This is a genomic window from Hydrogenophaga sp. L99, assembly GCF_058731905.1.
On record NZ_CM178972.1, the window covers coordinates 1,730,974 to 1,755,753 of the forward strand.

Annotated in this window: 28 protein-coding genes and 2 pseudogenes; 6 read left to right on the forward strand and 24 right to left on the reverse strand. The window is 64.1% G+C overall.

From position 1 onward, the window contains the following. Nucleotides 1-72: 72 nt before the first annotated feature. Together AC4QBL_RS08210 and AC4QBL_RS08215 are read right to left on the reverse strand one after the other, a co-directional pair. The gene (locus tag AC4QBL_RS08210; RefSeq protein ID WP_472908305.1) at nt 73-1,149 is read right to left on the reverse strand and encodes a relaxase/mobilization nuclease domain-containing protein; all 1,077 of its coding nucleotides are present in this window, start codon (nt 1,147-1,149) and stop codon (nt 73-75) included. 16 nt (nt 1,150-1,165) lie between these two features. Continuing rightward, nucleotides 1,166-1,741, reverse strand: a complete 576-nt coding sequence (locus tag AC4QBL_RS08215; protein ID WP_472908304.1) for a hypothetical protein — start codon at nt 1,739-1,741, stop codon at nt 1,166-1,168. A 253-nt stretch (nt 1,742-1,994) separates the two neighbouring features. On the opposite strand from AC4QBL_RS08215, the gene AC4QBL_RS08220 reads away from it, so the two are divergent. Genes AC4QBL_RS08220 through AC4QBL_RS08230 form a run of 3 tightly spaced genes read left to right on the forward strand, consistent with a single transcriptional unit; the run spans nt 1,995 to nt 3,681 of the window. Beyond that, the gene (locus AC4QBL_RS08220) at nt 1,995-2,474 is read left to right on the forward strand and encodes a hypothetical protein (protein WP_472908303.1); all 480 of its coding nucleotides are present in this window, start codon (nt 1,995-1,997) and stop codon (nt 2,472-2,474) included. After that, complete coding sequence (stbB, locus tag AC4QBL_RS08225) at nt 2,471-3,214, forward strand: StbB family protein (RefSeq protein ID WP_472908302.1); 744 nt, start codon at nt 2,471-2,473, stop codon at nt 3,212-3,214. Before AC4QBL_RS08220 ends, stbB begins: the two co-directional genes overlap by 4 nt. After that, nucleotides 3,211-3,681: a hypothetical protein gene (locus AC4QBL_RS08230; protein WP_472908301.1), complete on the forward strand. Its 471-nt coding sequence runs from the start codon at nt 3,211-3,213 to the stop codon at nt 3,679-3,681. The genes stbB and AC4QBL_RS08230 overlap by 4 nt, the downstream gene beginning before the upstream one ends. 107 nt (nt 3,682-3,788) lie before the next feature. Here the strand turns inward: AC4QBL_RS08230 and AC4QBL_RS08235 are convergent. The 21 genes and pseudogenes from AC4QBL_RS08235 to AC4QBL_RS08335 all read right to left on the reverse strand — a co-directional run. Further along, nucleotides 3,789-3,905: pseudogene (locus tag AC4QBL_RS08235) on the reverse strand (DUF932 domain-containing protein); the annotation flags it as partial. A 238-nt stretch (nt 3,906-4,143) separates the two neighbouring features. After that, nucleotides 4,144-4,596, reverse strand: coding sequence for a single-stranded DNA-binding protein (locus AC4QBL_RS08240; protein WP_472908300.1), 453 nt, complete (start codon nt 4,594-4,596; stop codon nt 4,144-4,146). A 484-nt stretch (nt 4,597-5,080) separates the two neighbouring features. Beyond that, the gene (locus AC4QBL_RS08245) at nt 5,081-6,115 is read right to left on the reverse strand and encodes an IS110 family RNA-guided transposase (RefSeq protein ID WP_472908299.1); all 1,035 of its coding nucleotides are present in this window, start codon (nt 6,113-6,115) and stop codon (nt 5,081-5,083) included. 582 nt (nt 6,116-6,697) lie between these two features. Beyond that, nucleotides 6,698-7,234 (reverse strand): JAB domain-containing protein, encoded by a 537-nt coding sequence (locus AC4QBL_RS08250; protein ID WP_472908298.1) that lies wholly within the window; start codon nt 7,232-7,234, stop codon nt 6,698-6,700. Nucleotides 7,235-7,593: 359 nt separating this feature from the next. Next, on the reverse strand, nt 7,594-8,031 hold the full coding sequence (locus tag AC4QBL_RS08255; RefSeq protein WP_472908297.1) for a hypothetical protein: 438 nt from the start codon (nt 8,029-8,031) through the stop codon (nt 7,594-7,596). 13 nt (nt 8,032-8,044) lie between these two features. After that, nucleotides 8,045-9,085, reverse strand: coding sequence for a 4-hydroxy-2-oxovalerate aldolase (gene dmpG, locus AC4QBL_RS08260; protein WP_472908296.1), 1,041 nt, complete (start codon nt 9,083-9,085; stop codon nt 8,045-8,047). A 16-nt stretch (nt 9,086-9,101) separates the two neighbouring features. Further along, nucleotides 9,102-10,013: an acetaldehyde dehydrogenase (acetylating) gene (locus AC4QBL_RS08265; RefSeq protein ID WP_472908295.1), complete on the reverse strand. Its 912-nt coding sequence runs from the start codon at nt 10,011-10,013 to the stop codon at nt 9,102-9,104. Between the two features lie 25 nt (nt 10,014-10,038). Beyond that, complete coding sequence (gene thmT / locus AC4QBL_RS08270; RefSeq protein ID WP_492131647.1) at nt 10,039-10,230, reverse strand: 2-hydroxymuconate tautomerase; 192 nt, start codon at nt 10,228-10,230, stop codon at nt 10,039-10,041. Nucleotides 10,231-10,249: 19 nt separating this feature from the next. Then, nucleotides 10,250-11,038, reverse strand: a complete 789-nt coding sequence (gene dmpH, locus AC4QBL_RS08275; RefSeq protein ID WP_472908294.1) for a 2-oxo-3-hexenedioate decarboxylase — start codon at nt 11,036-11,038, stop codon at nt 10,250-10,252. Between the two features lie 29 nt (nt 11,039-11,067). Continuing rightward, nucleotides 11,068-11,844: a 2-oxopent-4-enoate hydratase gene (gene dmpE / locus AC4QBL_RS08280; protein ID WP_472908293.1), complete on the reverse strand. Its 777-nt coding sequence runs from the start codon at nt 11,842-11,844 to the stop codon at nt 11,068-11,070. 4 nt (nt 11,845-11,848) lie between these two features. Beyond that, on the reverse strand, nt 11,849-12,712 hold the full coding sequence (locus tag AC4QBL_RS08285) for an alpha/beta fold hydrolase (protein ID WP_472908292.1): 864 nt from the start codon (nt 12,710-12,712) through the stop codon (nt 11,849-11,851). 40 nt (nt 12,713-12,752) lie between these two features. After that, nucleotides 12,753-14,207, reverse strand: a complete 1,455-nt coding sequence (locus AC4QBL_RS08290; protein ID WP_472908291.1) for a 2-hydroxymuconic semialdehyde dehydrogenase — start codon at nt 14,205-14,207, stop codon at nt 12,753-12,755. A gap of 22 nt (nt 14,208-14,229) precedes the next feature. Then, nucleotides 14,230-14,661: a GlcG/HbpS family heme-binding protein gene (locus tag AC4QBL_RS08295; RefSeq protein WP_472908290.1), complete on the reverse strand. Its 432-nt coding sequence runs from the start codon at nt 14,659-14,661 to the stop codon at nt 14,230-14,232. Between the two features lie 148 nt (nt 14,662-14,809). Beyond that, a complete protein-coding gene (locus AC4QBL_RS08300) occupies nt 14,810-15,754 on the reverse strand; it encodes a catechol 2,3-dioxygenase (protein ID WP_472908289.1) in 945 nt (314 codons plus the stop codon). A gap of 21 nt (nt 15,755-15,775) precedes the next feature. Continuing rightward, complete coding sequence (locus AC4QBL_RS08305; protein ID WP_472908288.1) at nt 15,776-16,147, reverse strand: 2Fe-2S iron-sulfur cluster binding domain-containing protein; 372 nt, start codon at nt 16,145-16,147, stop codon at nt 15,776-15,778. A 4-nt stretch (nt 16,148-16,151) separates the two neighbouring features. Then, nucleotides 16,152-17,216, reverse strand: coding sequence for an NADH:ubiquinone reductase (Na(+)-transporting) subunit F (locus AC4QBL_RS08310; protein WP_472908287.1), 1,065 nt, complete (start codon nt 17,214-17,216; stop codon nt 16,152-16,154). Nucleotides 17,217-17,223: 7 nt separating this feature from the next. Further along, nucleotides 17,224-17,580 (reverse strand): phenol hydroxylase subunit P4, encoded by a 357-nt coding sequence (locus tag AC4QBL_RS08315; RefSeq protein WP_472908286.1) that lies wholly within the window; start codon nt 17,578-17,580, stop codon nt 17,224-17,226. After that, nucleotides 17,577-19,121 (reverse strand): aromatic/alkene/methane monooxygenase hydroxylase/oxygenase subunit alpha, encoded by a 1,545-nt coding sequence (locus AC4QBL_RS08320; RefSeq protein WP_472908285.1) that lies wholly within the window; start codon nt 19,119-19,121, stop codon nt 17,577-17,579. The genes AC4QBL_RS08315 and AC4QBL_RS08320 overlap by 4 nt, the downstream gene beginning before the upstream one ends. 26 nt (nt 19,122-19,147) lie before the next feature. Further along, complete coding sequence (locus tag AC4QBL_RS08325) at nt 19,148-19,417, reverse strand: MmoB/DmpM family protein (RefSeq protein ID WP_472908284.1); 270 nt, start codon at nt 19,415-19,417, stop codon at nt 19,148-19,150. 23 nt (nt 19,418-19,440) lie between these two features. Continuing rightward, a complete protein-coding gene (locus tag AC4QBL_RS08330; protein ID WP_472908283.1) occupies nt 19,441-20,436 on the reverse strand; it encodes an aromatic/alkene monooxygenase hydroxylase subunit beta in 996 nt (331 codons plus the stop codon). Continuing rightward, nucleotides 20,433-20,684, reverse strand: coding sequence for a phenol hydroxylase subunit (locus AC4QBL_RS08335; RefSeq protein ID WP_472908282.1), 252 nt, complete (start codon nt 20,682-20,684; stop codon nt 20,433-20,435). The genes AC4QBL_RS08330 and AC4QBL_RS08335 overlap by 4 nt, the downstream gene beginning before the upstream one ends. A 327-nt stretch (nt 20,685-21,011) precedes the next feature. On the opposite strand from AC4QBL_RS08335, the gene AC4QBL_RS08340 reads away from it, so the two are divergent. Genes AC4QBL_RS08340 through AC4QBL_RS08350 form a run of 3 tightly spaced genes read left to right on the forward strand, consistent with a single transcriptional unit; the run spans nt 21,012 to nt 24,133 of the window. After that, a complete protein-coding gene (locus AC4QBL_RS08340) occupies nt 21,012-22,697 on the forward strand; it encodes a sigma 54-interacting transcriptional regulator (RefSeq protein ID WP_472908281.1) in 1,686 nt (561 codons plus the stop codon). Then, complete coding sequence (locus tag AC4QBL_RS08345) at nt 22,687-23,475, forward strand: GntR family transcriptional regulator (protein WP_472908280.1); 789 nt, start codon at nt 22,687-22,689, stop codon at nt 23,473-23,475. The genes AC4QBL_RS08340 and AC4QBL_RS08345 overlap by 11 nt, the downstream gene beginning before the upstream one ends. A 49-nt stretch (nt 23,476-23,524) precedes the next feature. Then, nucleotides 23,525-24,133, forward strand: a complete 609-nt coding sequence (locus tag AC4QBL_RS08350) for a glutathione S-transferase (protein ID WP_472908279.1) — start codon at nt 23,525-23,527, stop codon at nt 24,131-24,133. A gap of 70 nt (nt 24,134-24,203) precedes the next feature. Here the strand turns inward: AC4QBL_RS08350 and AC4QBL_RS08355 are convergent. Further along, nucleotides 24,204-24,722 (reverse strand): annotated as a pseudogene (locus AC4QBL_RS08355) (electron transfer flavoprotein subunit alpha/FixB family protein); the annotation flags it as partial. Nucleotides 24,723-24,780: the final 58 nt, after the last annotated feature.

Genomic DNA, 24,780 nt, shown 5'->3' on the forward strand with positions numbered 1-24,780 from the left:
ATGGACATGTGCCATCCCAAAGCATCGCAGGTTTCATCGGAGGCGATCACTTTGCATTGATGTGTGAACCCCTCAACGATGAAACTCCGGACCGGTTGAAGAACCTGCGCGCCATGTTTCCCTGCCGGCATCGGGTACGGACATCGAACGCTCCGGTGAAGCAGATGCTTGCCCAACAATGTCGTCAATCGACCTTGCAACAATCGGCGCTGAGCGCCCAGCCCCTCGACCCACTTCCTGACCAGCTCTGGTTGGTGCCCAGGTCGCCGAAGCATCCTGAATGAATGCTGCGATTGCGGCAGCCAGCTTCACATCTCTGGCATCCGGTGACTTGGCCAGGGCCTGGCCAATGTGCAACCAGGCACGCAACGCCTCAGTCCGGGTGGTCCGCGATTTCGGGCTGCTCTTGTCCTCTGGTCTGGCTTTCCTCAACCGCCCGTCCTCCCTGGCCTTCAGTCGCCAAAGATGTTCCGAGTTCCTGGTCTGAAACCGCGTGGCCTGCCGGGTGGCTTCGGCCTCCACCCCATAGCCGCGCAATTTGTCGGCAAAGGTCTCGCGCCACCGTTGCAGGTCGGCCTTGCGCGGGTTGAGTCGTTTACCGCAGATCGACTCTGCCCTCACGCTGAGGTGCACGTGCGGGTTCGCCTGGTGGTCGTGCAGCACCATCACATACTTGTGGTTGGCCAGCTCGGCCTTTGCAAACTCGCTCGCCGCCCGCTGGACGATCAGCGGGTCCGTGCCGCGTGGCATGGACAGCATGATGTTGAACGCCTCGCGCCGATGTCCTTCGTCTGCGATCAGGCTGCCGCCATAGCGCCACTCGTCGCTCAGCTCGTAGACAGCGGACCGTCCTTGCAGGACCTCGCCCTGTTCGTTCTCCATGCCGAGGAGGCCGTTCTTGCTGATGTACCGGAAGTGGGCCGCAATGGCCAGCATGCCCCGCCCTCCCCCTGTGACCTTGACCATGACCTGGGGTGCTCTCTTCACCACGGTGGATTCGATGCGCTTGCGGATGGCGTCTGCGCGCTGATGCATGCCTCCATCACCCAGCCTGGGCTGCGGCCTGACCTTGACAACCCGGTTGCCCGGGTAGAACAGGCGATCGCCCCACTGGACGAGTACCCCATCAATGTCTGGCGCTTGGCTCATGGTGTTCTCCTTGAAGTCACCGGTTGGACCGGTGGGTGGTCTCGGTGGATGACCCACGCGGGCGCAGATCGGCCATCAGGGCCGCCGCCAGCGCGAGGTGATGCCGGACGTCCCCGTCCAGCGTGTCGAGCATGTCGCGGTAGGCCACTGCTTTTTGCACGTTGCTCTGGGCCAGCAGACGCGAGAGGGTGTGGATGTTCCGGCTGAGGCTGGAGAGCTTTGCGTTGGACTTGATGAGTTCAACGATTTCCGCGGTGCGGCTCGCGCCTGTGGTCAAGGCAGGAACACCCGCGATCAAACCCGCCAGGTAGGCATCACGCGACATCTGTGCGGTGTGCGCACCGACAGCCAGCCGCCTGGCCTCGGCGGTTGTCAATCTGATTGACAACTTGACCCGAGGCACTTGCAACGCGCCATGGCACCCGGTATCGACGACCACCTGCGGGACGGACTCGGACTGTCCGAGTTCACGGGCCACAGCCCGACGAACCAGCACCGACACGCGCTCCCGGCGGGCTTGAGCGCGGCTCACCAGCGGCGCCTTGAGGCCGCGCAGATCGACCGTGATGAAGTCAGGGTGGCGGGTGTTCATGGGTCCCCCAAAGGTCAAACGTGAGCGAAGCGAGTCGTTTGTGAAACCGGCGGCGTGCCGCCTATCTCTGCACTCACCTTGAACCCAGTATTGGCCTGAATCGAGGCTCTTGAGCTGCTGGATTTGGGTCCAAATCCAGCGCGTGAAATGGCTATAGGAGGGTCGAAGATGGGTGTCAACGCAAGGCACCCATCACACGACTGAACAGAAAGTGCGCAGCAACTGCACAGGTTGAACAGCCAGCGCACAGGCAATGCACAAACTGAACAGCAACCGATCAACTGCTGCACAAAAAATGAATAGAAATGACGCGATAAAACTGGTCCCGAGCGAGCCGCCCGGCCGAAGCTCACGCAAAGCGCGGCGCTTTGCGCCCGAGATGCGAGCGCTGCGTGCCCAGGGCTACACCTTCGAGGCCATTCGTTTGGCGCTGGCGTCCTCTGGCGTGCACGTCAGCAACGCGACCGTGCAGCGCGAAGTGGCCAGGGCATCCAAAGCATCTTCCGTCGGCCAAGGCTTGGGCTCCGGTGCGCGGCCCGATGAATTGCCGCCCGCTCTGACCCACCTGCTGGGATCCGCGCCAACTTCACCAACTCACGCGCCCCAGTCACCTCAGGTCGCATCCGTGCAAACGGACATGCGCAGCGGCAAAGAGATCGCCGAAGCGTTCGCCAGCAGCCGAATCACCAACCCCCTGGCGCTCGCCAGGCTCAACGCAAAGGACCCGTCATGAAAATCGCCGTCATCAACTTCTCGGGGAACGTGGGCAAAACCACCATCGCCAGGCACCTCCTGCTGCCGCGCATCGACGGTGCGGAGCTGTTCTCCGTCGAGAGCCTGAACGCGGCCGATGGCGAAGGCCATGCGATGCGTGGCCGGCAGTTTGGCGAGCTGCAGGAGCTCCTGCAGACCATGGACAGCGCGGTGGTGGACATCGGGGCCAGCAACGTGGAGGAATTGCTGGACCTGATGCAGAAGTACCAAGGCAGTCACGAGGATTTCGATGCGTTCGTGGTTCCCACGGTGCCAGCCCTCAAGCAGCAGCAGGACACCATCGCCACCCTGGTCGAGCTGGCGCGGCTGGGCGTGCCCCGTTCAAGGGTGCGGCTGGTGTTCAACATGGTCAACAGCGCCGCAGATGTCCCGGCGCACTTTGACCTGCTGCGGGCCTTCCTCAAGGCGCAGCCCATCGCCACAGAGAACGCGGCCTGCCATCTGGGCCCCAACGAGGTGTATGGCCGCATCCGGGGCAGCAACGCCGACCTTGCCACCCTGGCCCGTGACGACACCGACTACAAGGCCCTGATTGTCAAGGCCTGCGACACAGCAGAAAAGCTCGCGCTGGCCCAGAAGCTGGCCACACGGCGGCTGGCGGTGGGTGTGTTGCCGCAGCTGGATACCTGCTTTGCGGCGCTCGGTCTGGCCGAGAGCGCCGCCAGCAACGTGGTGCCGCTGGCACGGCAGGCCCAGTGAGCGACCTGGTCACGGTCCGAGAAGAGCTGATGGCGGTGGCCATCGGCCAACTGGGGGAATTGCTGGACCGCATGGATACCCTGGCGCCCAACCTGGACGCAAGCCGCATGGAGTTGCTGATAACCAGTACCGATCTGGCAAAAAAAGTCGAGGCCTATTCAAAGCGCATGGATGAAATCACCGAGAACGCGAAGGTTCAGACTGTGAAACACATTGCCCGCCGCGCCGACGACATGGCCCGGGGGACTTTGGACTCACAGACCCGGGCCATGGAGGAAGCGGCGCGCGCGGTGTTCCGCAATGAAATCGGCCCGGTCCTGCAGCGGGTGACGCTGCCGCTGCAGGACGTGGCAGCCCTGGCCCGCAAGGGTGCACGCCCCTGGGAAGGGTGGCTGCTGCACGCTGCGAAAGCCGTGCTTGCTTCGGCCATCAGCTGGGCGATGGCCGCCTGGCTGTGGCTTCGGTGAGAAGCCCCAGCCGAAATCGCGCGAGCCGGCGACAGCCGGCGAGCGCGTTTCGGAATTTCCGATGAACCACACCCCCCAGCTCTAGGGCGGTGTGGTGTTGGACCTGATCAGGCCTTGAGCTTGCGCATTTCTTCGGCCAGCACCCACAGCGCGCGGTTCAGGCTCACGCTGCGGTCGATGCTGGCCACCGGGCGGGTGTGCAGGCGCTGGCCTTTGGCGCCTCGGACCGTCTGCCGTGTTTGCCCTCGTCCAAGATGGACGGCACGGCCCCGCGCATCTGGTCTTCTCTGGTCTTCGGCAGCGGGGTCTCGCTGCTAATGACGAAGGTGCTCTGGCCAATGCGGGCGGCCAGACGGGGGCATGGGCGGTAGAAATCATGGTGATGCTCCGGTGAATCAGGCATGCAAAGGGATGGGATGGGATGGGAAAGCCGGGCGGCTGGGTACCGCCCGGTGTGTTGCGTCAGGCGTATGCCGGTTGGCGTTCGTTGCGGGCCTTGCGGCTGGAGGTGGGCGCGCTCGGAGCGACTGCGGGGGGATCACCGGCACCCTCACGCGCCCGGCGGGCCTCGCCTTCGGCCTTGCTGTCGAGGTAATCGATTTCGTCCACGGTGAACGCCAGCCCGTAGACCTCGACGCCGTCGTTGTCCTGGTAGTTGTTGTTGCGCACCCGGCCGACGATGTTCACGTGCGAGCCCTTGCCCAGGTACTCGGCCGCGTGTTCGGCCTGCTTGGCCCACAGCGTCCACTGGATTGCGGTGGCTTCCTCGGAGCGATCTTCGCCGCTGCCCCGGCGGCTGTTGCTGATGGCGGTCAGCAACGCCTTGGCGACCTTGCCTTCGCGCCCGTTGACGAATTCGAGCTTGACGGCGGATGCCAGGTGCGCGTGACGCTGGATGACTTGAACGTTGGCCATGATGAAACTCCTTGCAAGAGCGACCAGCCGGACCCCGATCCGGGCTCCTCAAAACCGATCCTCTTGCTCGGACTCCTCGCTCCCGCCCACGGGCGGGCGGGGGGTGGGCAAGGCCCCTTCCCTCGGGAAGGGGTGGGGGATGGGGAAACCTTGCAGCACGAAACAGTGAGCCAGTCACCTGGCCCACCGCTGAAAGATCCCCCCACATACATGGACGCCCCCGGGATGCCAGGCGACCACTCCGTGAGGGCAGGAAGGAAGAGATTGCAGCCATACATCCGGCCTGTTGTGCGACCCGAAGTCGCTGGCCCTGATGGAATACGCTGACCGAGCCCTCAACAAGTCCGCGTGCTCGAAGCACTTCGTGGGGGCCAGGGTTACTCGGTCACGGTCTGACCTGTCTTGCCATCATTTCGTGATTGCCTGTGCAATCTGCGGTGGTAACTCCTATCTGTCGGTTGTCGAATTCAAGCAGCCGATTCGGCTATGCGGCTGCGCAAGTAGCCTGGTAATCGAATCGAAACTCACGGCCTCGTGCGAGCAATGCCCAAGCCCTTCGAGCGTTCTTGTTCGCCAGCGCGACGGTACAGACGTTGTGCGTCCGGCGATGCTGGAGCTGGATCAGCCAGCCGTCTTGACCTGTTCGGTTCTCGGCAGCCCGCACAACGGATCGGGCCCCGTGAATCATCAAGGTGCGCAAATAGGTGTCACCGCGTTTACTGATGCCAAGCAGCGTGGTCTTGCCGCCTGTGGAGCTCTGCCTTGGGACCAGACCCATCCAGGCGGCCATCTGGCGCGCACTCCCGAAACTCTTGGCATCGCCAACGGTGGCCACCAGTGCGCTGGCCGTGATCGGCCCGATACCCGGGATCTTCTCCAGTCTGCAACTCAGTTCGCTGGAGCGATGCCAAGATCGGATTTGGTCCTCGAGCTCGTCGACCTGCTGATCGAGTTCCTTGAGGTGCTCCATGAGTCGCAGCACAAGCTGTCGAAATGACCCAGGCAACTCACAGGCAGCATCCTCGACCAGCTCAGGTACACGGCGGGCAATGTGAGCGATTCCCTTGGGGATGATCAATCCAAATTCGGCCAGCAGACCTCGAATCTGATTGGCCTGGGCCGTGCGCGCCTTTACGAAGCCCTGACGCACTCGATGCAGGGCGAGTACCGACTGCTGTTCCACGTCCTTCATCGGCACAAAGCGCATGTTCGGACGACCCACTGCCTCGCAGATCGCCTCTGCATCAGCAGCATCATTCTTATTGGTCTTGACGTATGGCTTGACGAACTGAGGTGCCATGAGTTTCACGGAGTGGCCCAAACTTTGAAGCTTGCGGGCCCAGTGGTGGGCGCTGCCACAGGCCTCCATGCCGATGAGGCACGCTGGCAGGTTGGCGAAAAAGGCCGCAACTTGATCCCGGCGCAACTGCTTCTTGATCACAGTTTTTCCGTGTGCGTCGACACCGTGCACTTGGAACACGCTCTTTGCGATATCGATGCCAATTGTCGTGACGTTCATGATGGACTCTCCTATCGATTCAAGTGGTTGATGAGGCCAACAATGTGGCACTTCGGCGCCAGTTTGGGTGGGGGCGTCCATTCCATTAAGTCCCCCTCACCTGTGGATGGGGGCGCCGTGGGAGGATGACGGTGGGCCCATTTGCGCACGCGCTGCCCCAGCCTCTTCGGGCGACCAGCACAGCGCAGGCGACCGGGCTACTTGAGCAGCGGCGGCCCTGCGGACGGCGTGACACCAAGCGCAGCGACTGGCGCGGCGTTCGAGCCGATGCGATCACTTCAGGGGTTCCCTGTCTCCGGTACCCCCAGCGGCCCGGCTTCGGGCATGGCGAGTGACCGGGGGGACGATCTGGCGGGCGGGACGGAACCACAGCGCAGCGGCGGGAGCGAACCGAGCATCAGTTCGTCCAGCGGGCTCGTTCCCGCGCAGCGGGAAGGAAACCAGACCGCGATACCCGGGCACGGGAAAGGGCCGCTGCTCCCCGTGCTGCCGGTGAACACCGGCCGTACTCCGCCCTCCCCTGCGCTCGCGCACAGCGCGCTGATCGACAACAAAAAAAATTGGGGCCGAAGGGCCCAGGGGTTACACGAGGCCAAGCTCGGCCATTGAATTCACCGATTCGCCCGCCACGATGAAGTGGTCGAGCACCCGTACATCGACGAGAGCCGCTGCGGCCTTGATGGTCTGCGTCAGGACTTCGTCGGCACGCGATGGACGGGCCGCACCGCTGGGATGGTTGTGCACCAGGACCAGGGCGCAGCTGTTCCGAAGGAGCGCATCGCGTACCACCTCGCGCGGGTAGACCGATGTCTGGCTCACCGTGCCTCGGAACATCTCGACGTAGTCCAGCACGCGGTTCTGTGCATCCAGATGCACCACGGCAAACACCTCATGAGGCAGGTTGCCAAGCCGGGCGCGCAGGAAGTCCTTCACCACAGCGGGTGAGTCCATCAAGTCGCTGCCGCGCACCTGGGCGGCCAGCAACTGCTGCGCTGCCAGCAGCACCTCGTCGGCCTCTGCCGGACGGTACTGGCCCGCGACATCGCGCACCAGCAAAGCGGAAGCGGCAACCGAGAGTGCCAGGAAGGAATCGAGGGAAGAGAACAGATCGTGCTGCATGACCAACTCCAGTGATCGGGCGGGATTGCCCGAGACCGGAACCGGCACGCCGCAGCGCAGCGGTCACAGGTTCGAAGACGGCCGAACGGCCGCCAGCGCCCACAGGGCGCGCAGACCTTGACGGCGAGAACGGTGTGCAAGGATGAAGGGATCAGCAAGCCAGTCCCACCACACCTGTAAGCGCGAGACAGGCAAGCGCAGTGCGCAGGCCGGGGGCCTACCGACGGCCGGAGTGCGTCAGGGATCGAAGCCGCATGGCCGCGACCCGGCACGGGGCGCGGGGCGCAGCCCGCAGAGCACGACGGCGGTACGCCGGGAGGCATGTTTCTTTCGATTGCGCCGTGCGAACAATCGATCTGCTACGAGCCTCCAATCGCACGCGCAAGGCTGGTGAGTTCTGCCGCCACCTGTTTGGACAGCTCACCGAGCGGAATCGAAACATCAATGCCCAGCGAATAAAGAGTTGAGAGTGGCCCCAGTGGTTGATGTCCTTTACAGTGCAAGACAACCGCCGACACCCTGCCTGAGGGCCACTCCGAACAAAACACTTCAAAGAGTGCTTCGTCCATAACCTTGCCTGCTTCAGGAAATATGCACATAACAATGTGCGCCTTTGACGTCCACAAGGTGTCCAGTGCCTGCATTCCTGCAACGTCGCTGCTGACAACAATCCAATGAATCGCAACCAGATCCTGATCTGGAATCCATGGGAGGATGTGGTCGAGAACTGCGACGGGAATTCGATACGCGAGAACGCAAGTTCTTGTTTTCAAAGCCACAGAAACCTTGTTCGACACATCAACCCCGTCTTCAGGCGGCTTGTGACATGAGGCCACGCTCCCGGGCCATGGTCATGGCGGTGTCTTCGATCATGTCCTCCTGGCCGCCGACCATGCCGCGCCGGCCCATCTCGACCAGGATGTCGCGTGCCGGCACGCCGTACTTCTTCTCGGCGCGTTTGGCAAATAGCAGGAAACTGCCGTACACGCCGGCATAGCCCAAGGTGAGCGCGTCGCGGTCGATGCGGATCGGGAAGTCCATGATCGGTACCACCAGGTCCTCGGCCACGTCCTGGATCATGAACACGTCCACCCCGGTTTCGATGCCCATCAGGGTGCACACCGCGACCAGCACCTCCATGGGGGTGTTGCCCGCGCCGGCTCCGAGTCCTGCGGCCGCGGCATCGATGCGGTTGGCGCCGACTTCAATCGCCGCGATCGAGTTGGCCACGCCCATGGCCAGGTTGTGGTGGCCATGGAAACCCAGCTCGGTCTCGGGCTTCAAGGCATCGCGCACCGCCCCCAGTCGGGCCTTGACCGTCTCCGGCAGCAAGTGGCCGGCCGAGTCGGTGATGTAGATGCAGTTGGCGCCGTAGCCCTCCATCAGCTTGGCCTGCTTGACCAGACCCTCGGGGCTGTTCATGTGCGCCATCATCAGGAAGCCCACGGTGTCCATGTCAAGCTTGCGCGCGAACGTGATGTGCTGTTCGCTCACATCGGCCTCGGTGCAGTGTGTGGCCACACGGATGGTGTTCACACCCAGGCCGTGCGCCATCTTCAGGTGGTCGACGGTGCCAATGCCCGGCAGCAGCAGCGCCGAGACCTTGGCCTGCTTCATCAGCGGAATCACGGCGCCGAGGTATTCCTCGTCGGTGTGTGCGGGGAAGCCGTAGTTGACCGAGCTGCCACCCAGGCCGTCGCCGTGGGTGACCTCGATCAGCGGCACGCCAGCAGCGTCCAGGCCGCAGGCGATCGACTTCATCTGGTCCAGCGTCATCAGGTGGCGCTTGGGGTGCATGCCGTCGCGCAACGTCATGTCGTGGACGGTGATTTTTTTGCCTTGCAATGTCATGGTGTTGTCTTCGGGTTCAGGCGGGCACGGCTTCGAGCACGAGTTCGCCCTTGAGGATTTCTTCGGCAAACATCTCGGCCGTGCGCGCGGCGGCGGCCGTCATGATGTCCAGGTTGCCGGCGTACTTGGGCAGGTAGTCACCCAGGCCTTCGACCTCCATGAAGACCGAGACGCGCTGGCCGTCGAACACCGGGCCATTGACCAGCTTGTAGCCCGGCACGTACTTCTGCACTTCCTTGATCATGTCGTGGATGGACTTCGTGATCGCGGCCTGGTCGGGCGTGCCTTCCACGAGGCAATGCACCGTGTCGCGCATGATCAGCGGCGGCTCGGCCGGGTTGATCACGATGATGGCCTTGCCCTTCTTGGCGCCACCCACCTTCTCGACCGCTCCGGCCGTGGTGCGCGTGAACTCGTCGATGTTCTTGCGCGTGCCCGGGCCGACCGAGCGGCTGGAGACGGTGGCGACGATCTCGCCGTAGGCCACCGGCTGCACGCGCGAGACGGCGTAGACCATGGGGATCGTGGCCTGGCCACCGCAGGTGACCATGTTGACGTTCATCTCGCGCTGGCCCACGTGCTGTTTGAGGTTGACCGGCGGCACGCAGTAGGGGCCGATGGCCGCAGGCGTGAGGTCGATCATCATCGCGCCCTGTGCGTTGACCTTGCGCGAGTTCTCGGCGTGCACGTAGGCGCTGGTGGCGTCGAACACGATCTGTACGCCGTCGGCCTTCATGTGCGGAATCAGGCCGTCCACGCCGTCAGCGGTGGTCTTGATGCCCATCTCTTTGGCACGTTTCAGGCCGTCGGAGTTGGGGTCGATGCCCACCATCCACACCGGCTCCAGCACGGCACTGCGCTGCAGCTTGGCCAGCAGGTCGGTGCCGATGTTGCCCGGCCCGATCAAGGCACATTTGATTTTCTTCATGAAGTTTCCTTGGAACAATGTGGGCTCAGCGCCCGAGGTCTTTGGCGGTCTGGCCGGCGATGCCCCAGTTGGTCTTGGGCACTTCGGTGATCCACACGCGCACGCTTTCCTTGGGCGCGCTGGTGGCTTCGACCAGGGCGGCACTGACCTTCTCGATCACGGCGCGCTTCTGCTCTTCGGTGCGGCCTTCGATCATGTAAACCTGTGCGAACGGCATGGTGATGCTCCTTGTCGGGTCAGATGAAACGCAGGCCGGTGCTGCCCATGCCCTGCACGCGCAAGCTCACGTGATCGCCGGCGGTGACGGCCACCGCCTCGGTGATGCCACCGGACAGGATCAGCGTGCCCGCAGGGATTTCCTGGCCGCGTGCGCCCAGGTGGTTGGCCAACATGGCGATCGCCGTGGCCGGGTGGCCGAGCACGGCCGCACCGGCGCCGAAGGCCACGGGCACGCCGTTTTTCTCCATCACGATGCCGACCGTGCGCAGGTCCAGGCCGGCCAGGCGCGTGGGGCTGCCACCCACCACGAAGCGCGCGGCCGAGGTGTTGTCGGCGATCACGCTTTTCAGGTCGAACTTGAAGTCGCGGTAGCGGCTGTCGATCACCTCGATGCCGGGCAAGACGAAGTCGGTGGCGTCCAGCACCGTGCCGATATGGCAACCCGGGCCGCTCAGCGCCTTCTTCGTGACAAAGGCGATCTCGGGTTCCACCTTGGGGTGGATGAGCTCGGTGGTCTTGACCTCGCCGCCGTGCGGCACGGCGTAGTCGTCGGTCATGAAGCCGAACACGGGCGAGTTCACGCCCATCTGCTTCATCTTGGCGAACGAGGTCAGGCCGGCCTTCAGGCCGATCAGGCGCTGACCGCGCGCGAGCTTGCGCGCGAGGATCGCGGCCTGGATGGCGTAGGCGTCTTCCCAGTCCATGTCGGGGAAGTCGTCGGTGATCTTGTGCGTGTCCTGCACCTGCAGCTGGCAGTTCTCCAGCAAGTCGGCCAGGGTGTCGATGGTGGGTTTGTCGAAGGTCATGGTGGTATGCGCTCGGTGAAGGGCGGGGGTCAGTTGAAGCGCACCGAGCATTCGCCCAGGCCACCAATGGAGACGCGGAAGTGGTCGCCCTTCTGCGCCGGGAACATGGCCGCCAATGCGCCCGAGAGGATCACGTCGCCCGCTTTCAGGCCAATGCCCAGGCGTCCCATGGTGTTGGCCAGCCAGGCCACGGCGTTCAGCGGCGAGCCCAGTGCCGCAGCGCCCGCGCCGGTGGCCACGATCTCGCCGTTTTTCTCCAGCACCATGCCGCAGGTGTGCAGGTCCACATCGAGCGGGCTGACCGCGCGGTCGCCCAGCACGAAGACGCCGCACGAGGCGTTGTCGGCCACGGTGTCGGTGATCTTGATCTTCCAGTCGCGGATGCGCGAATCGACGATCTCGAAGCAGGGCATCACGCACTCGGTCGCCGCCAGCACGTCGGCCACACCCACGCCCGGGCCCATCAGGTCGCGCTTGAGCAGGAAGGCGATCTCGCCCTCGGCCTTGGGCTGGATCAGCGTGGAAGTGTCGATCGCCTCGCCCTGGTTGACGATCATGGCATCGGTCAGCCAGCCAAAGTCGGGCTGGTGAACGCCCAGCATGTTCATCACGGCGGCCGAGGTCACGCCGATCTTCTTGCCCACGATGCGTTCACCGTCCTGGCGGCGGCGCAGCATCATGCGTTCCTGGATGCGGTAGGCCTGCTCGATCGTCAGTTCCGGGTGCCGGTCTGAGAGGGGTTCGATGGTGTGCCGCCCGCGCAAGGCGGTGTACAGCTCGTCGCCGAGGGTGTCGATGGAAATCATGGTGTCAGTTTTGTGGAGGGTTGTTGTCGGCTTCAGCCAGGAAATTGGCGACCAGTTGTGCAAAGCGCACCGCGTGTTCGATCTGCGTCCAGTGGCCACAGTGGCCGAAGACATGCAGCTGGCTGTTGGGAATCCAGTCCGCCAGCGTGAGCGAGGTCTGCAGGGGAATCACCTTATCTTGACGGCCATGGATCACCAGCGTTTCGTGCGGCAGCGCGCGGATCGCGGACTCTGGGCTGGCCATCGCATCCACCCAGCGCTGGCGCGGAGCGGGGAACATGGCCGAGAACGATTCCTGAAAGCCCGGTCGGATGCTGGCCTGGTAGCGCAGCTGGGCCAGCTCGTCGGTGACGAGGGCACGGCTGTGCGCAAAGATGTCGAGCAGGCCTTTCATGGTCTCCAGCGAGGGTTGGTAGCCCCACACGGCGTCGAGTCCGGGCGTGATCGGGAACGGCACGCCAACGGAGCCCATCAGCACGAGGCGGCGCACACGCTGTGGCGCGCGGATGGCGAGCGCCAGCGAGAGCGCGCCGCCAAAGGAGTTGCCGACCACGTCGGCCTGCTCCACGCCCAGGGCGTCCATCACGTCCAGCGCCTGTTGGACCCAGGTGTCCATGCGGTAGTCGATGTTGGCGGGCCGGTCGGTGTAACCGAATCCCACCATGTCGGGCGCGATGACGCGGCGCTCCTGGGCGATCACGGGCATCGCCAGGCGCCAGTTGGCCCAGGCGCTGACGCCCGGGCCAGAGCCGTGGATGAACAGCACGGGCGGCTGGCCTGGCCGCGATGCGCCCAGGTCGTGGACGTTGCTGCTGAACGTGCCGGTGCGGACGCTGCGGGCGACTTCGGGGTTGTGAGGTGCGTTCATGGGTTTGCCTGTGTTTTGATGACGTGGTGGTGGGGCAGCGTCACAGCTTCACCATGACGTTGCGCAGTTCGGTGTAGAACTCCAGCGAGTGCACGCCGCCTTCGCGGCCGATACCCGAGGCTTTGGCGCCACCGAAAGCGGTGCGCAGGTCGCGGAGGAACCAGCTGTTGATCCAACACAGGCCCACCTCGATCGCCGCGGCCATGCGGTGTGCGGTGCCGAGGTTCTGCGTCCACACGGTGGTGGCCAGGCCGTAGTCGGTGGCGTTGGCCAGCGCAATCGCTTCCTCTTCCGTGTCGAAGGGGGCGATGTGGCAGCAAGGGCCGAAGATCTCTTCGCGGATCACACTGGCGCTCTCGGGCAGGCCGGTCCAGATGGTGGGCTGCACGAAGTGGCCCTGGGCCAGTTCACCGGCCATCTCGGGCGCGCCGCCGCCGGTGACCACGTTGGCACCTTCGGCCTGGGCCTTGGCGTAGTAGGACAGCACCTTGGCCTTGTGTTCGGCCGAGATCAGCGGACCGATGCCCACACCCGGGGTGTCGGGGCCGCCGAGCTTCAGGCCCATGGCCTTCTCCTTCAGCGCGGCGACAAACTTGTCGAAGATGGGGCGCTGCACGTACACGCGTTCGGTGCCCAGGCAGACCTGGCCACAGTTTTCGAACGCGCTGCGCGTGATGCCGGCGACCGCCTTGTCGAAGTCGGCGTCGGCGAACACGACGCCGGCGTTCTTGCCACCGAGTTCGAAGCTGACCGGTCGCACGCCCTTGGCAGCGGCGGCCATGATGGCCTCGCCGGTGCGGGTTTCGCCGGTGAAGGTGATGCCGTTGACGCGCGGGTGTTGGGTGATGAACTCGCCGGCCGAGCCGGGGCCGAAGCCGTGCAGCACCTGGTACACGCCCTTGGGCACGCCCACCGCGTTCATGACTTCGCCCAGCAGCGTGGCGGTGGCGGGGGTTTCTTCCGAGGGCTTGACGATCACGGTGTTGCCGCAGGCCAGCGCCGGGCCGACCTTCCAGGTCATGAGCAGCAGCGGCAGGTTCCAGGGACAGATCACGCCGACCACGCCCAGCGGCGAGCGGATCGCGTAGCTCACGGCGGTACCGCCGTCGGGCGTGGTCATCTGGAAGCTCTCGGTCGGCGCGTTCTTCACGATGTCGGCGAACACCTTGAAGTTGGCCGCGCCGCGCGGGATGTCGATGTGGCTGGCAAGCGAGCGCGGCTTGCCGGTGTCAGCCAGTTCGGCTTCGAGAAAATCGTCGAAGCGGCGGTTGATCTCGTCGGCCACGGCGTGCAGCAGCTCGGTGCGCTTGACCACGCTCATGCGGCCCCAGTCGCCCTTGAGCGCCGCGTGTGCGGCGGCGACGGCGGCGTCCACCTCGGCCTGGCCGGCTTCATGGACCATGCCAACCACGGCGTTGGTCGCCGGGTTGCGGTTCTCGAAGGTCTTGGCCGTTGCGACGAACTCGCCGTTGATGAAGTTGTGGAACTGTTTCATGGTGCGTGCGTGAAGTAGAAAATCAATCCAGGCCCAAGGCCTGCAAGCCGGCGCGGGCACAGGCCTCGTCCTGCTCGGCCGAGCCACCGGAGACACCGATGCCGCCCAGGCGGGCACCGTCCGCAGCGATGGGCAGGCCGCCGCCGAAGACCACCAGGCGCGGGCGCAGCGGGAGGCCCAGCTTCAGCGCCTCGTCGCCCGCCAGCAACTGCGGCCACTGGCTGGTGGGAAAGCCGAAACTCGAAGCCGTGTAGGCCTTGTCGATCGCGATGTCGATCGAATGCAGAAACGCATGGGGCATGCGCAAGAAGGCGGTGAGCGTGCCAGAGGCATCGGTCACCGCCACGTTGATGCGTATGCCCAAAACTTCTGCGTGCGCCACCGCCGCCTGGCAGGCCAGCGAGGCCGCCTGTGCGGTGATCACGGAAGAGGGAACTGAGAGTGGAGGCGTCATGAACTGAGGATCAAGACAACAGGGAAAGGGGGATGCTTCCGGCGCGAAGTGCCCGATCCCAGGATGCGGTGGAACCGGCTCCGCCGGGCCACTCGCATCGCCCCCCTGGGGGGTGACGCGAAGCGGCGCGGGGGGAGAACCGAATGCTTCAGGTGTACACGTCGGTGAAGGAGGCCACCAGGTCCCCCGTGTGATAGAAGATGCCGCTGCCCAGCATGTCTTCGGTCCAGGTGGTGACCGGCCGGTCGCGCTGGGCCAGGTAGCCCAGGCCCGCGAAGGTCTCGTTGCGGTTGCCACTCGGGTCGAAGAAGTAGATGGTCTCGCCGCGCGTGATGCCGTGGCGCGTGGGGGCGACGTCGATCTTGGTCTTGGTCTTGGCCATCACATCGGCGGCCTTGAGCACGTCGTGCCAGGAGTCAAGGAAGAAGGCGATGTGGTGCAGGCCGCTGCGCGGACCGCCCACGAACGCGATGTCGTGTGGCGTGGTGGTGCGGCTCATCCAGGTGGCGGCCTGCATGTTGCCTTCGGGGCCGACCAGCACCTGCTCGGTCAGGAAGAAGTCCAGCGCCTCGGTCATGAAGCGCGTGTTGTCGGCCACGGTGTTGATGCCTTCAGGCGGGTTCATCTCGCACATCAGCAACAGGTGGTCCAGCCAATGGGCGCCCGCGCCCTTGAGACCGTCCGGCCACGGGTCGGGGTTGGTGGTGCCGACTTCCGTGCCCACGTATTCCTTCATCGCGTACAGGCGCATCTCGTGGCCGCTGGGCAGATTGAACTGCAGCATGCGGCCGGTGGACGGCAGCGTTCCCTCAGGCAGCACCGTGGTCTTGATGCCCCAGGCCTCGATCTTTTTCTGCAGGTCGTCGAGGTCTGCGTCCTGCTCGACCTTGTAGGCCATGTGGTTCAAACCCGCCTGATCCGACGGCGTGAGGATCATGGAGTACTTGTCCCATTCGTCCCAGCACTTGAGATAGACGTTGCCTGCCTTGTCCTTCATGGTGGTCTTGAGGCCGAGCACGTTTTCGTAGTGCTTGATCGCAGCGTCCATGTCCATCACCTTCAGGCTGGCGTGCCCGAGTCGCATCACACCCATGATCTGTCTCCTTCGTTTTGACTACTGCTGTTGAGGAATCGGGCTGGCAGTCGCAGAATCTGCACGCCCTCTGGAAAACGGTTTGCTCAATTTGCCGGCCACTTCCAGGTGCACCGGCGTCGTGGGTGCCACGCGGCAGGCCAAGGTGTAGCCCTGGCACTCTTCTTCGAGCGTCACGTGAGCTCGACTGACCGGACCGAGTGCCCGGGTTTCGCCGTCGAGGATGCGCACCTTGCAGACGCCGCAGCCACCGTTGACACAGCCCACCGGAATGCCTTTGCGCCCGAGGCGCAACATGCCGGTGAGCAGGCTCTCGCTGCTGGCGCAGGGGTACTGTTCGCCGGTCTGTGCGACATGAACAGCCACCTTCGGTCTCGTGTCGAACAGGCTCATGTCATCAGACTTTGCGAAACAAGGGGCTGCGCGTCGCGTGAGCATCGGCTGCCGAAAGGAACTTCTCGGTGAAAATATCGCGCTCGAACAGCCGGCCCTGCATCAGCGTGCCGATGCAGGCTTCGATCATGGGCGGCGGTCCGCACAGGTAGGCCTTGAGGCCGGCGAAGTTGCCGCCGAAATGGGTCTTGGCCGCGTCGTGCACGAAGCCCCGCGCGCCGCCCCAGTCGGAGTCTTGCGCCTCGTTCGACAGCACCGGCACATAGCTGAAGTTCGGGTACCTGGCGGCCAGTGCAGTGAACTGGTCGTGGTGGTAGAGCTCCTCGCGCGATCGCTGGCCGTAGACCAAGGTGATCGGCAGCGAGCAGCCGTGTTCGAGCAGGTCCAGGATCATCGAACGCGGGCTCGACAAACCCGAGCCTCCAGCCATGAACACCATCGGCTGCTGCGCAGACTGGCGCACGAAAAAACGGCCGTAGGGTCCGGCCAAGCGAAGCCGGTCGCCCACCTTGAGCTGTTCGTGCAGCCATCCGGTGCCCACGCCACCGGGCACGCGGCGCACATGCAGTTCGATCGCACCGCCAGCCGTCACATCGGACGGGGCGTTGGCCACCGAGAAAGCGCGGCTCTCGCCCAGCCCGGGGATCTCCAACTGCACGTATTGCCCGGCCTGAAAGTGCAGGGGCTTGTCCAGCGCCAGGTGGATGGCCTTGATGGTCGGCGTCAGGTCCTCGATGCGGGTGACGGTGGCGGCGAAGTCCCTCACCGGGATGACCTCGGCGTCGGGCTCGTCGTCAATGTCGGCCTCGATGGTGGTGTCGCTCTGCAGCGTGCAGCAGCAGGCCAGCGTCTTGCCCTCGTCGCGCTCGAAGTCCATCAGTGCAAACGGGTTGGCCGCGCCGTGGTCCACCTCGCCGTCGCAGACCTGCACCTTGCAGGAACCGCACAGGCCGTGCCCGCAGGCGTGCGGCAGGTAGATGCCCTGCCGCAGCGCCGCGTCGAGCACGGTCTGCCCATCTTCGACATCGATGGTCGCGCCCAGGGGCTCGATGGTCAGTTGGTAGCTCATGGCCGCCTCAGCTGAAACTGCCCTTGATGCCGGTCAGCCCTGGCGTGCGGAAGCGGATCACGTCCTTGTGTCCCAGGCCGTTGTCGGCCAGCGACTTGGCCGGATCGGGCGTCAAGGGCTGACCCGACTTGAACCACTGCACCGTGCTCCAGTCGATCTTCGCGAAGTCCGGGTGGTAGCCGTAAACGCCCGGCAGCACGGCCGACGCCAGCGCACCGAAGGGTGTGTCTGCCGGCAGCGGCAGACACACCGGCGCACAGAACAGTTGGTGGTCTTCCCAGCCGATGAAGAGCAAGGGTGCCGGGAAGTTTTCACGCACGTCCAGGGGCGTGAATTCGTAGGGGGCCAGGGCGACGACGCTCATTTCGTGTCTCCTTTCCAGGCAGCAAAATTCTTCTGGTCCTCGGAGCCTTCGAAATCGAAGTTGTCGCGCCCGACGTTCATCTCGTAGTAGTCCAGCACGGCCATCAGCGGATCGAAGCCCTCGGTGGTCGGGTCGGTGCCGGGCTTGAAGCAGTGGCCCTGATAGACCTGGTGCACCGGCAGCCAGCTCTGCACGTATTTCTCCGGCTCGTGGTCGAAGATGCTTTTGCAGTGGTCGCTGCAGAAGTGGTACTTGTAGGCCTTGTAGTCGCTCTCGCGGTAGCAGATCTTGCTGGCGTCCCCCTCTTCGGTGAAGATCATGGGGATCTGGCAGGTGTTGCACAGCATCGGCAGGGTCTTGCTGTAGAAGCGGTTGCCGGCCTGCTGTTGCTCGCGGAAATACTCCAGCCGCGGGCGGTAGTACTGGTCGAAGCTCTCGGGGTATTTTTCCGACAACCAGTCCAGCTCTTCGTCCGTGGGAACCCAGGTGTGGATGGGTGCTGCGGCGTTGTAGTTGTAGAACGCGTGCCAAGTCTGGTGACTGATGTGGGCCTTGCCTTCGCAGGCCTGCTTCCAGCCCTCGGGCTCGCGGATGCCGTAGCGCGCGAGGTCCTTGAACAAGGCGCCGCCGTTCTCCTCGGCATACATCTCCCAGGCTTCCTTCCAGCTCATCACGCGCTTGGGCAGCATGTAGTCCTGCATCATGGCCACGATGGACAACAGGCGGTAGCCGCGCCAGAACCATTTGTCGATCCAGCGCTGAACGATGGGCACGTTGTCCGGGTCCTGCTCCAGCAGGAACTTGATGCACTCGATGCCCAGGGTCATGTGACGGCTCTCGTCGCTTTGCGCGCTGAAGCCGAAGGTCACGGTGGACATGTCGCCGTTGTTGGCCGCGCCGCTCATGAAAGGCACGAACAGCAGGTTGGTCAGCACGTATTCGAACGAGAAGCTCACGGCCGTGAGGAACTCGAAGGGGCCAGCGGTGCAGGCGTCTTCGAAGAAGGACTTCGGCACCGAGAGGTACCAGACGCGATCGAACCAGTGGCTCGAATGGTGCATGCCGTTGAAGTACTTGTTGTAGTGGCTGATCGCGTGGGTTTCGGTCTGGTAGTGGCGCAGCTCATCCACCGACTGCATCTGCGCCGCCACGCGTGCGCCCTCGCCGGTGAACTGGCGCCCCACATGGGCGAACCCGCGGTGGGCGTAGTACTCCAGCGGCGTCACGCCCTGGATGAAGATCTTGAGCGCGTTGATGTAGCGAGCGTCGGTCACGCCGAGCTGGCCGTTGTTCTGCGCGAAGGCCTCGATCACCGCGTAGAGCTTCTTCTCCTTCTCGCCCTGGTACTTCCAGTAGGCGTCCATGGTCAGGCGGAACGGGTCCTGCCATTTGTCCCAGTCGTGGATCTTGATCCCCTCGTACTTGTCGTAGGGAAAGACCTTGTCCATGGGCTGGTAGGTGGTTTCCCAGCCCAGGCCGCGGGTCATGGCGGCGTAACGCTCTTTCAAGCCCAGCTTCTTGCTCGCAACTCTCGTATCCATGTTTGTCTCCTTGTGGTTGTTGGCGTTCAGTGCTTCCAGCTCAGGGTGAACTGGTCGTCGTCTTCGTCGATGTAGCCCGAGATCGTCACGAGGTTGACGTGGATCTGCTGCAGGTCAAAGGAGCGGCCGATCAGGCCCTCAATCGTTTCGCGGCGGATCGTCAGGCTGTTGGGTGCGTTGACCTTCACCAAACCCGTGGGGTGGGTGAGCACCGCCTTGGGGTTGTCGGCCACGATGGCGTCGATCACGGGGCGGGACTCTTCGTTGGCCTGGAAAGCGATGAACACGTCGGACATGTGGTTTCTCCGTGAGAGGGGGTTTATGCCTTCAGGCCGGCCTTGTTCAGGCGGGTCTGCAGCTGTTCGCGGGCTTCGGTGAGCGCCGCTTCGCTGGGCTCGCCCAGGGCGAGGCGGGCGATCGGTGACAGAGCGGCCTGGGCGCGGTCCGCCCACTGGGTGGCCCAGCCGCGCAGCAGGTCGCGGTTGGTGTCGGACTCGGCGGCGGCGGCCTTGACCACGGCGTCGATCCAGCGCGCCGTCTCGGCGTGCCACTCGGGCATGAAGTTGGTCAACATGGCCACGGCCGTGCCGCCTTGCAGGGCAACGTGGTCGTCAACGAAGGCGCCGTAGACCAGCGGATACAGCAGGCCGTCGATGGCCAGGTTCTGGGCGACGAACAGCTCGAACGGGTCCTGGACCACCAGCGTGTCTTCGACCAGGCGGCGCAGGCCCTGCCATTCGGGGGCTTCCAGCCAGCGCTGCTTGCCGTCGTCCAGCGTCTGCGCATCGCCCATCGCGAGGCCCAGGCGGGTCAGGTACTGCGCCACGCCCAGGTTGTCCATCGCGTGGAACATGGCCGGGGCGGTGAAGGCCGTGCCGTAGCCGTAGGCACAGATGGACGCGTTGTTCATGTTGGCGCCCCAGGCCGCGTGGCGCAGCGGCATCAGGATCTCCAGCGCCTTCTCGCGCAGGGCGTCGGACATCATGGACAACATGCCACGCTGCTCGACGAACTGGAAGTTCGACTCCATCGCATCCTGCTGCTTGGCACGGGTCATGGTCCAGGTCGCGTAGTAGAACTGGCGCGGGTCTTTGAGCACGTACCAGTCGGCCAGAACGATCTTGGACCGGCTGGCGTCGAACAGCTCGTGGGCCGGGTCCCAGGTCGGGCGGTAATGAAAGTTCACCATCGGCTGCGCACCATAGGTGGCCTCCTGGTAGCGCGAGGCCACCTTGTCGCCGCCGATGTGGCGGGCAACGTGGTCGTAGGTGTTGCGCAGCGGGGTGATCTCGCGCGCCTGCAGGTCGATGTTCATTGGGGCTGGTCTCCGTTTGTTGTGGTGGCAAGGAAAGGCTCGTCGCGCCAGATCACTTCGTGCCGGACGCAGAACTCGTCGAACGCAGCGGCCGGCAGCATGAGCTCCACCGACAGCTCGGGCCAGCCGATGGAAAACTCGAAGCTCACCTGGCCGTCGGGACGGCGCTCGATCAGCCGCACGTACTTGGCGCGCAGGTTGACCGCGGCGGGTTGCTCGGGCTGGGGAGTGGGGGTTTCGGTTTTCATGCGAAGGGGTGGCGAAGTCCGGTACCTATTGCACGGCGCGTGCCCGGTCTGGCGTGGTGAGCGTGAAATATCGATATTCAAGGGAATACCCTTAAAAATCGGCTACAAAATCCGCATCGTTGATCGTGACTTCAGGGGAAACCCCAAGTTGAATCCCTGGCACCGGCCGCTCTGAATGCCCGATGGTTCACGAAATCATCGAGCCAAAAGTCCATGGTTTCATCATTTGATGAAATGCATCCCGAACCGCCGGGCTTGTCGGCTGAAGGTCTCTGCTTCAAAATATCGAGAATTAAGATATTGACACCCAGAACATGAGGAGACTTCGTGGAACCGCACCTGCATTACCCGCCCGACGCCGATCTGCGCCGACTGCTGCGCTTCGAACCCCACAGTGGGGCCATCTGGCTGGGTGAACGGCGCATGGTCTTGCTGCACACGGCGGCCCTCAGCGCTTTGCGCAGCGACCTGATCACCTCGGTGGGCACCGACCACACCCGACGCCTGCTCACGCGCATGGGCTACGCCAGCGGCCTGCACGACGCCGGTTTTGCCCGCAAGACGCGGGGCGACCGCAGTCTGGAAGAAATGTTCCTGGTCGGGCCACAGTTGCACATGCTCGAAGGAGCGGCGCGTGTGACGCCGCTGCACCTCAAGATGGACGCGGCCACCGGGCAGTTCGATGGTGAGTTCCGTTGGGACGACTCCTGGGAGGCCCATGCCCACCGGCTCGCCTACGGCGTGGTCGACGAGCCCGCCTGCTGGATCCTGCAGGGCTACGCCAGCGGCTACACCAGCGCCTTCATGGGCAAGCTGATCCTGTTCAAGGAAATCCGGTGCGGCGCCTGCGGCGATGACCATTGCCACATCGTCGGCAAGCCGATCGACGAATGGCCCGACGGTGACGCCCACCTCCAGTACTTCGAGGACGACTCGTTGCTGGACAAGATAGAAGCGCTGAGCCAGCAGGTCGAGGCGCTCAAGACCACGCTGGAACCCACCACCTCGGGCGGCATGCTGATCGGCAGCTCGCCCGCCTTCCAGCTGGCGCACGATCTCATGAAGCGCGCGGCGTGCACCCAGGTCACGGTGCTGTTGACCGGCGAAACCGGCGTGGGAAAGGAGCGATTTGCCCGCGCCCTGCACGCCCATTCAAACCGGGCCAATGAACCCTTCGTCGCCATCAACTGCGCCGCCCTACCGGCTGAATTGATCGAGTCCGAGCTGTTCGGCGTGGAAAAGGGGGCCTTCACCGGGGCCCATGCAGCCCGCGTCGGCCGATTTGAACGTGCCGATGGTGGCACGTTGTTTCTGGATGAAATTGGGGACTTGCCGATGGCTGCACAGGCCAAATTGCTGCGGGTTCTCCAGGAAGGGGAGATCGAGCGACTCGGGGCGGAGATGCCGCGCAAGGTCAACGTGCGCCTCGTCACTGCCACCAACGTCAACCTGGAAGAAGCCGTCAAGGACGGCCGTTTCCGGCGTGACTTGCTGTACCGGTTGAATGTCTACCCGATTGCCATTCCCGCGCTGCGCGAGCGCCTGTCGGACATTGAGCCCCTCGCCAACCACCTGCTGGCGCGCTTCACCGCATCGCATCAAAAACGCCTGTCGGGGTTCAGTGAGCGAGCGCTCCAGGCCCTGAAACACCATGACTGGCCCGGCAATGTGCGCGAGCTGGAAAACCTGGTCGAGCGCGGTGTGATCCTGGCTGAACAGGGGGGTGCGGTGGAACTTGAACACCTGTTCCCCAACCTGCCGAGCAGCGTGCGCGAAGCGGGTGTCGATCCCCTGGGGCGCCTGGCCCGTGTTGTGCCCTCTGATGAACTGGCGCTTTGTGATCGCATTTTTGACAGCGGTCTGTCGCTGTCTGCGTTGGAAGACCAGATGCTCCATCTGGCGGTCGAGCGAAGCCGTGGCAACCTCTCGGGTGCTGCCCGCCTGCTGGGTCTGACCCGGCCACAACTGGCGTACCGCCTCAAACGTCAGCAAGAGGGCCATCATGCCGAATGACTTTGCATTTTTCCCCGTGGAGACCCGTACCTTGCTCCCCAGCAACACGCGGGATGTGCACCCCCTGCGCCCCGACGAAGACGCGCCGCGCACCTTGACCGAAGGTGCCTATCTGGCCATGCGGCAGGACATCGTTCAGGGACGTTTGAGTCCCGGAGCAAGGCTGCGTGTGGAGCACCTCAAAGACCACTATTCGGTCGGAGCCGGCACCTTGCGCGAAGCCCTGGCCTTGCTGGTCTCGGACGCGCTGGTGACCGTTGAAGGCCAACGAGGCTACCGTGTGGCCGAAGTCTCGCTTGCCGAACTGCAAGACATCACCGATACGCGCGTCATGCTCGAAACCGAATCACTGCGGCGCTCCATCAGGCATGGCAACAGCCAGTGGGCCAATGAGCTCAAGGCGGCCTACGAAGTCCTCAGCCAGGCGGAGCTCGCCAGCGGTGGACTGGATCCCGTGCATTGGGAGCGGGCCAACAAGCGCTTCCATGATGCTTTGATTGCGGGCCATCGCTCCCCATGGAGCCAGTACCTGCTCACCCTGCTCTACCGCCATGGCGAGCGTTACCGCAACATTGCCATTCGCCTGGGAGCAGCCAACTCCATAGAGCGTGATGTGCATGCAGAGCATTCCGCCATCTATACAGCCGCCATGGCCGGACAGGAGGCTCGCGCTGCATTGGCTCTGGAGGCGCACATCCGCTTGACCTACGACCTGCTGGTCCGTCATGCCGAAGCGGCGAACGATCACGACGCAGAAACGCCAACGATGGACACATGAGCGTGTGTCTGCACCTCTCAGTACAACACCCTCTAAGCACGAGCACACCATGAAGATCTTGTTCTCCCCCTTTTCGCCCTTTGTCCGCAAATGCCTGGTGGCCGGCATGGAGCTGGGACTCAACGAACGCATCACCCTGCTGTCCTGCAGCGCCCATCCGATCAATCGCGACCGGGACATCGTCGCGTTCAACCCGCTGGGCAAGGTTCCCACCTTCTTCACCGACGATGGCCAGGTGCTGTACGACAGCCGCGTGATCTGCGAGTACCTCAACGATCTGGCACAGGGATCGCTCATTCCCGCCACAGGTCGTGCACGCTGGGAAGCGCTCACCCTTCAGTCGCTGGGCGACGGCATCCTGGACGCAGCCGTGCTGGCGCGTTACGAAGATGCGGCCCGCCCCGAAGCATTTCGCTGGAGCGAATGGAAAGTCGCTCAGATGGACAAGGTCGAGACCTCGCTGGCGGCGCTCAATGCCACACCAGAGCTGCTGGCCGACCGGGTGGACATCGGGTCCATCGCGGTGGGCTGCGCGCTGTGGTATCTGGACCTGCGTTTCGCCGATTGCGGTTGGCGTGATCGCCATGCCGAAGTGGCTGGGTGGTATGCCGCGTTCAGCCAGCGTCCGGCGATGGCCGCCAGCTGGTCGCTGGGCTGAAGCGCTTGCGAATCCCGCTTGATTCGCAGCGTCAGTCAACGTTGAGCGTGGACAACGAGCTTCTCGCTTCTTACAGCGCCTTGATCAGATCGGGCACGGCGGTGAACAGATCGGCCTCCAGGCCGTAGTCGGCCACCGAGAAGATCGGCGCCTCGGGGTCCTTGTTGATCGCCACGATCACCTTGCTGTCCTTCATGCCGGCCAAGTGCTGGATGGCGCCCGAGATGCCGCAGGCCACGTACAGCTGAGGTGCCGCGATCTTGCCGGTCTGGCCCACCTGCCAGTCGTTCGGCGCGTAGCCCGCGTCCACCGCCGCGCGGCTCGCGCCGAGTGCGGCGCCCAGCTTGTCGGCCAGCGGCGTCATGACTTCGTTGAACTTCTCGGCGCTGCCCAGCGCCCGGCCACCGCTGACGATGATCTTGGCGGCGGTCAGTTCGGGCCGGTCGCTCTTGGCGATTCCGCTGCCCAGGAACGTGCTCTTGCCGCTGTCGGCCTGCGCGGCCTGGGTCTCCACGGCGGCGCTGCTACCGGATGCTGCCGCCGGGTCGAAGCCGGTGGTGCGCACGGTGATCACCTTGGTGGCGTCTGTTAGCGGCGCTCTAAACCCGCGTAAATCTGGTGTCGGCAAGCAGTCGGTGGCGGTCATC

Bases quoted from the DNA above. Each gene is read 5' to 3' on its own strand.
- dmpG (WP_472908296.1), bottom strand. From the start codon at position 9,085: ATGACATTGCAAGGCAAAAAAATCACCGTCCACGACATGACGTTGCGC.
- AC4QBL_RS08310 (WP_472908287.1), bottom strand. From the start codon at position 17,216: ATGAGCTACCAACTGACCATCGAGCCCCTGGGCGCGACCATCGATGTC.
- AC4QBL_RS08285 (WP_472908292.1), bottom strand. From the start codon at position 12,712: ATGAACGCACCTCACAACCCCGAAGTCGCCCGCAGCGTCCGCACCGGC.
- AC4QBL_RS08305 (WP_472908288.1), bottom strand. From the start codon at position 16,147: ATGAGCCTGTTCGACACGAGACCGAAGGTGGCTGTTCATGTCGCACAG.
- AC4QBL_RS08250 (WP_472908298.1), bottom strand. From the start codon at position 7,234: ATGCAGCACGATCTGTTCTCTTCCCTCGATTCCTTCCTGGCACTCTCG.
- AC4QBL_RS08290 (WP_472908291.1), bottom strand. From the start codon at position 14,207: ATGAAACAGTTCCACAACTTCATCAACGGCGAGTTCGTCGCAACGGCC.
- thmT (WP_492131647.1), bottom strand. From the start codon at position 10,230: ATGCCGTTCGCACAGGTTTACATGATCGAAGGCCGCACCGAAGAGCAG.
- AC4QBL_RS08345 (WP_472908280.1), top strand. From the start codon at position 22,687: ATGCCGAATGACTTTGCATTTTTCCCCGTGGAGACCCGTACCTTGCTC.
- AC4QBL_RS08240 (WP_472908300.1), bottom strand. From the start codon at position 4,596: ATGGCCAACGTTCAAGTCATCCAGCGTCACGCGCACCTGGCATCCGCC.
- AC4QBL_RS08320 (WP_472908285.1), bottom strand. From the start codon at position 19,121: ATGGATACGAGAGTTGCGAGCAAGAAGCTGGGCTTGAAAGAGCGTTAC.
- dmpH (WP_472908294.1), bottom strand. From the start codon at position 11,038: ATGACCTTCGACAAACCCACCATCGACACCCTGGCCGACTTGCTGGAG.
- AC4QBL_RS08220 (WP_472908303.1), top strand. From the start codon at position 1,995: ATGCACAAACTGAACAGCAACCGATCAACTGCTGCACAAAAAATGAAT.
- AC4QBL_RS08330 (WP_472908283.1), bottom strand. From the start codon at position 20,436: ATGAACATCGACCTGCAGGCGCGCGAGATCACCCCGCTGCGCAACACC.
- AC4QBL_RS08245 (WP_472908299.1), bottom strand. From the start codon at position 6,115: ATGAACGTCACGACAATTGGCATCGATATCGCAAAGAGCGTGTTCCAA.
- AC4QBL_RS08215 (WP_472908304.1), bottom strand. From the start codon at position 1,741: ATGAACACCCGCCACCCTGACTTCATCACGGTCGATCTGCGCGGCCTC.
- AC4QBL_RS08350 (WP_472908279.1), top strand. From the start codon at position 23,525: ATGAAGATCTTGTTCTCCCCCTTTTCGCCCTTTGTCCGCAAATGCCTG.
- AC4QBL_RS08300 (WP_472908289.1), bottom strand. From the start codon at position 15,754: ATGGGTGTGATGCGACTCGGGCACGCCAGCCTGAAGGTGATGGACATG.
- AC4QBL_RS08325 (WP_472908284.1), bottom strand. From the start codon at position 19,417: ATGTCCGACGTGTTCATCGCTTTCCAGGCCAACGAAGAGTCCCGCCCC.
- AC4QBL_RS08265 (WP_472908295.1), bottom strand. From the start codon at position 10,013: ATGAAGAAAATCAAATGTGCCTTGATCGGGCCGGGCAACATCGGCACC.
- AC4QBL_RS08210 (WP_472908305.1), bottom strand. From the start codon at position 1,149: ATGAGCCAAGCGCCAGACATTGATGGGGTACTCGTCCAGTGGGGCGAT.
- AC4QBL_RS08315 (WP_472908286.1), bottom strand. From the start codon at position 17,580: ATGAGCGTCGTCGCCCTGGCCCCCTACGAATTCACGCCCCTGGACGTG.
- dmpE (WP_472908293.1), bottom strand. From the start codon at position 11,844: ATGATTTCCATCGACACCCTCGGCGACGAGCTGTACACCGCCTTGCGC.
- AC4QBL_RS08335 (WP_472908282.1), bottom strand. From the start codon at position 20,684: ATGAAAACCGAAACCCCCACTCCCCAGCCCGAGCAACCCGCCGCGGTC.
- stbB (WP_472908302.1), top strand. From the start codon at position 2,471: ATGAAAATCGCCGTCATCAACTTCTCGGGGAACGTGGGCAAAACCACC.
- AC4QBL_RS08295 (WP_472908290.1), bottom strand. From the start codon at position 14,661: ATGACGCCTCCACTCTCAGTTCCCTCTTCCGTGATCACCGCACAGGCG.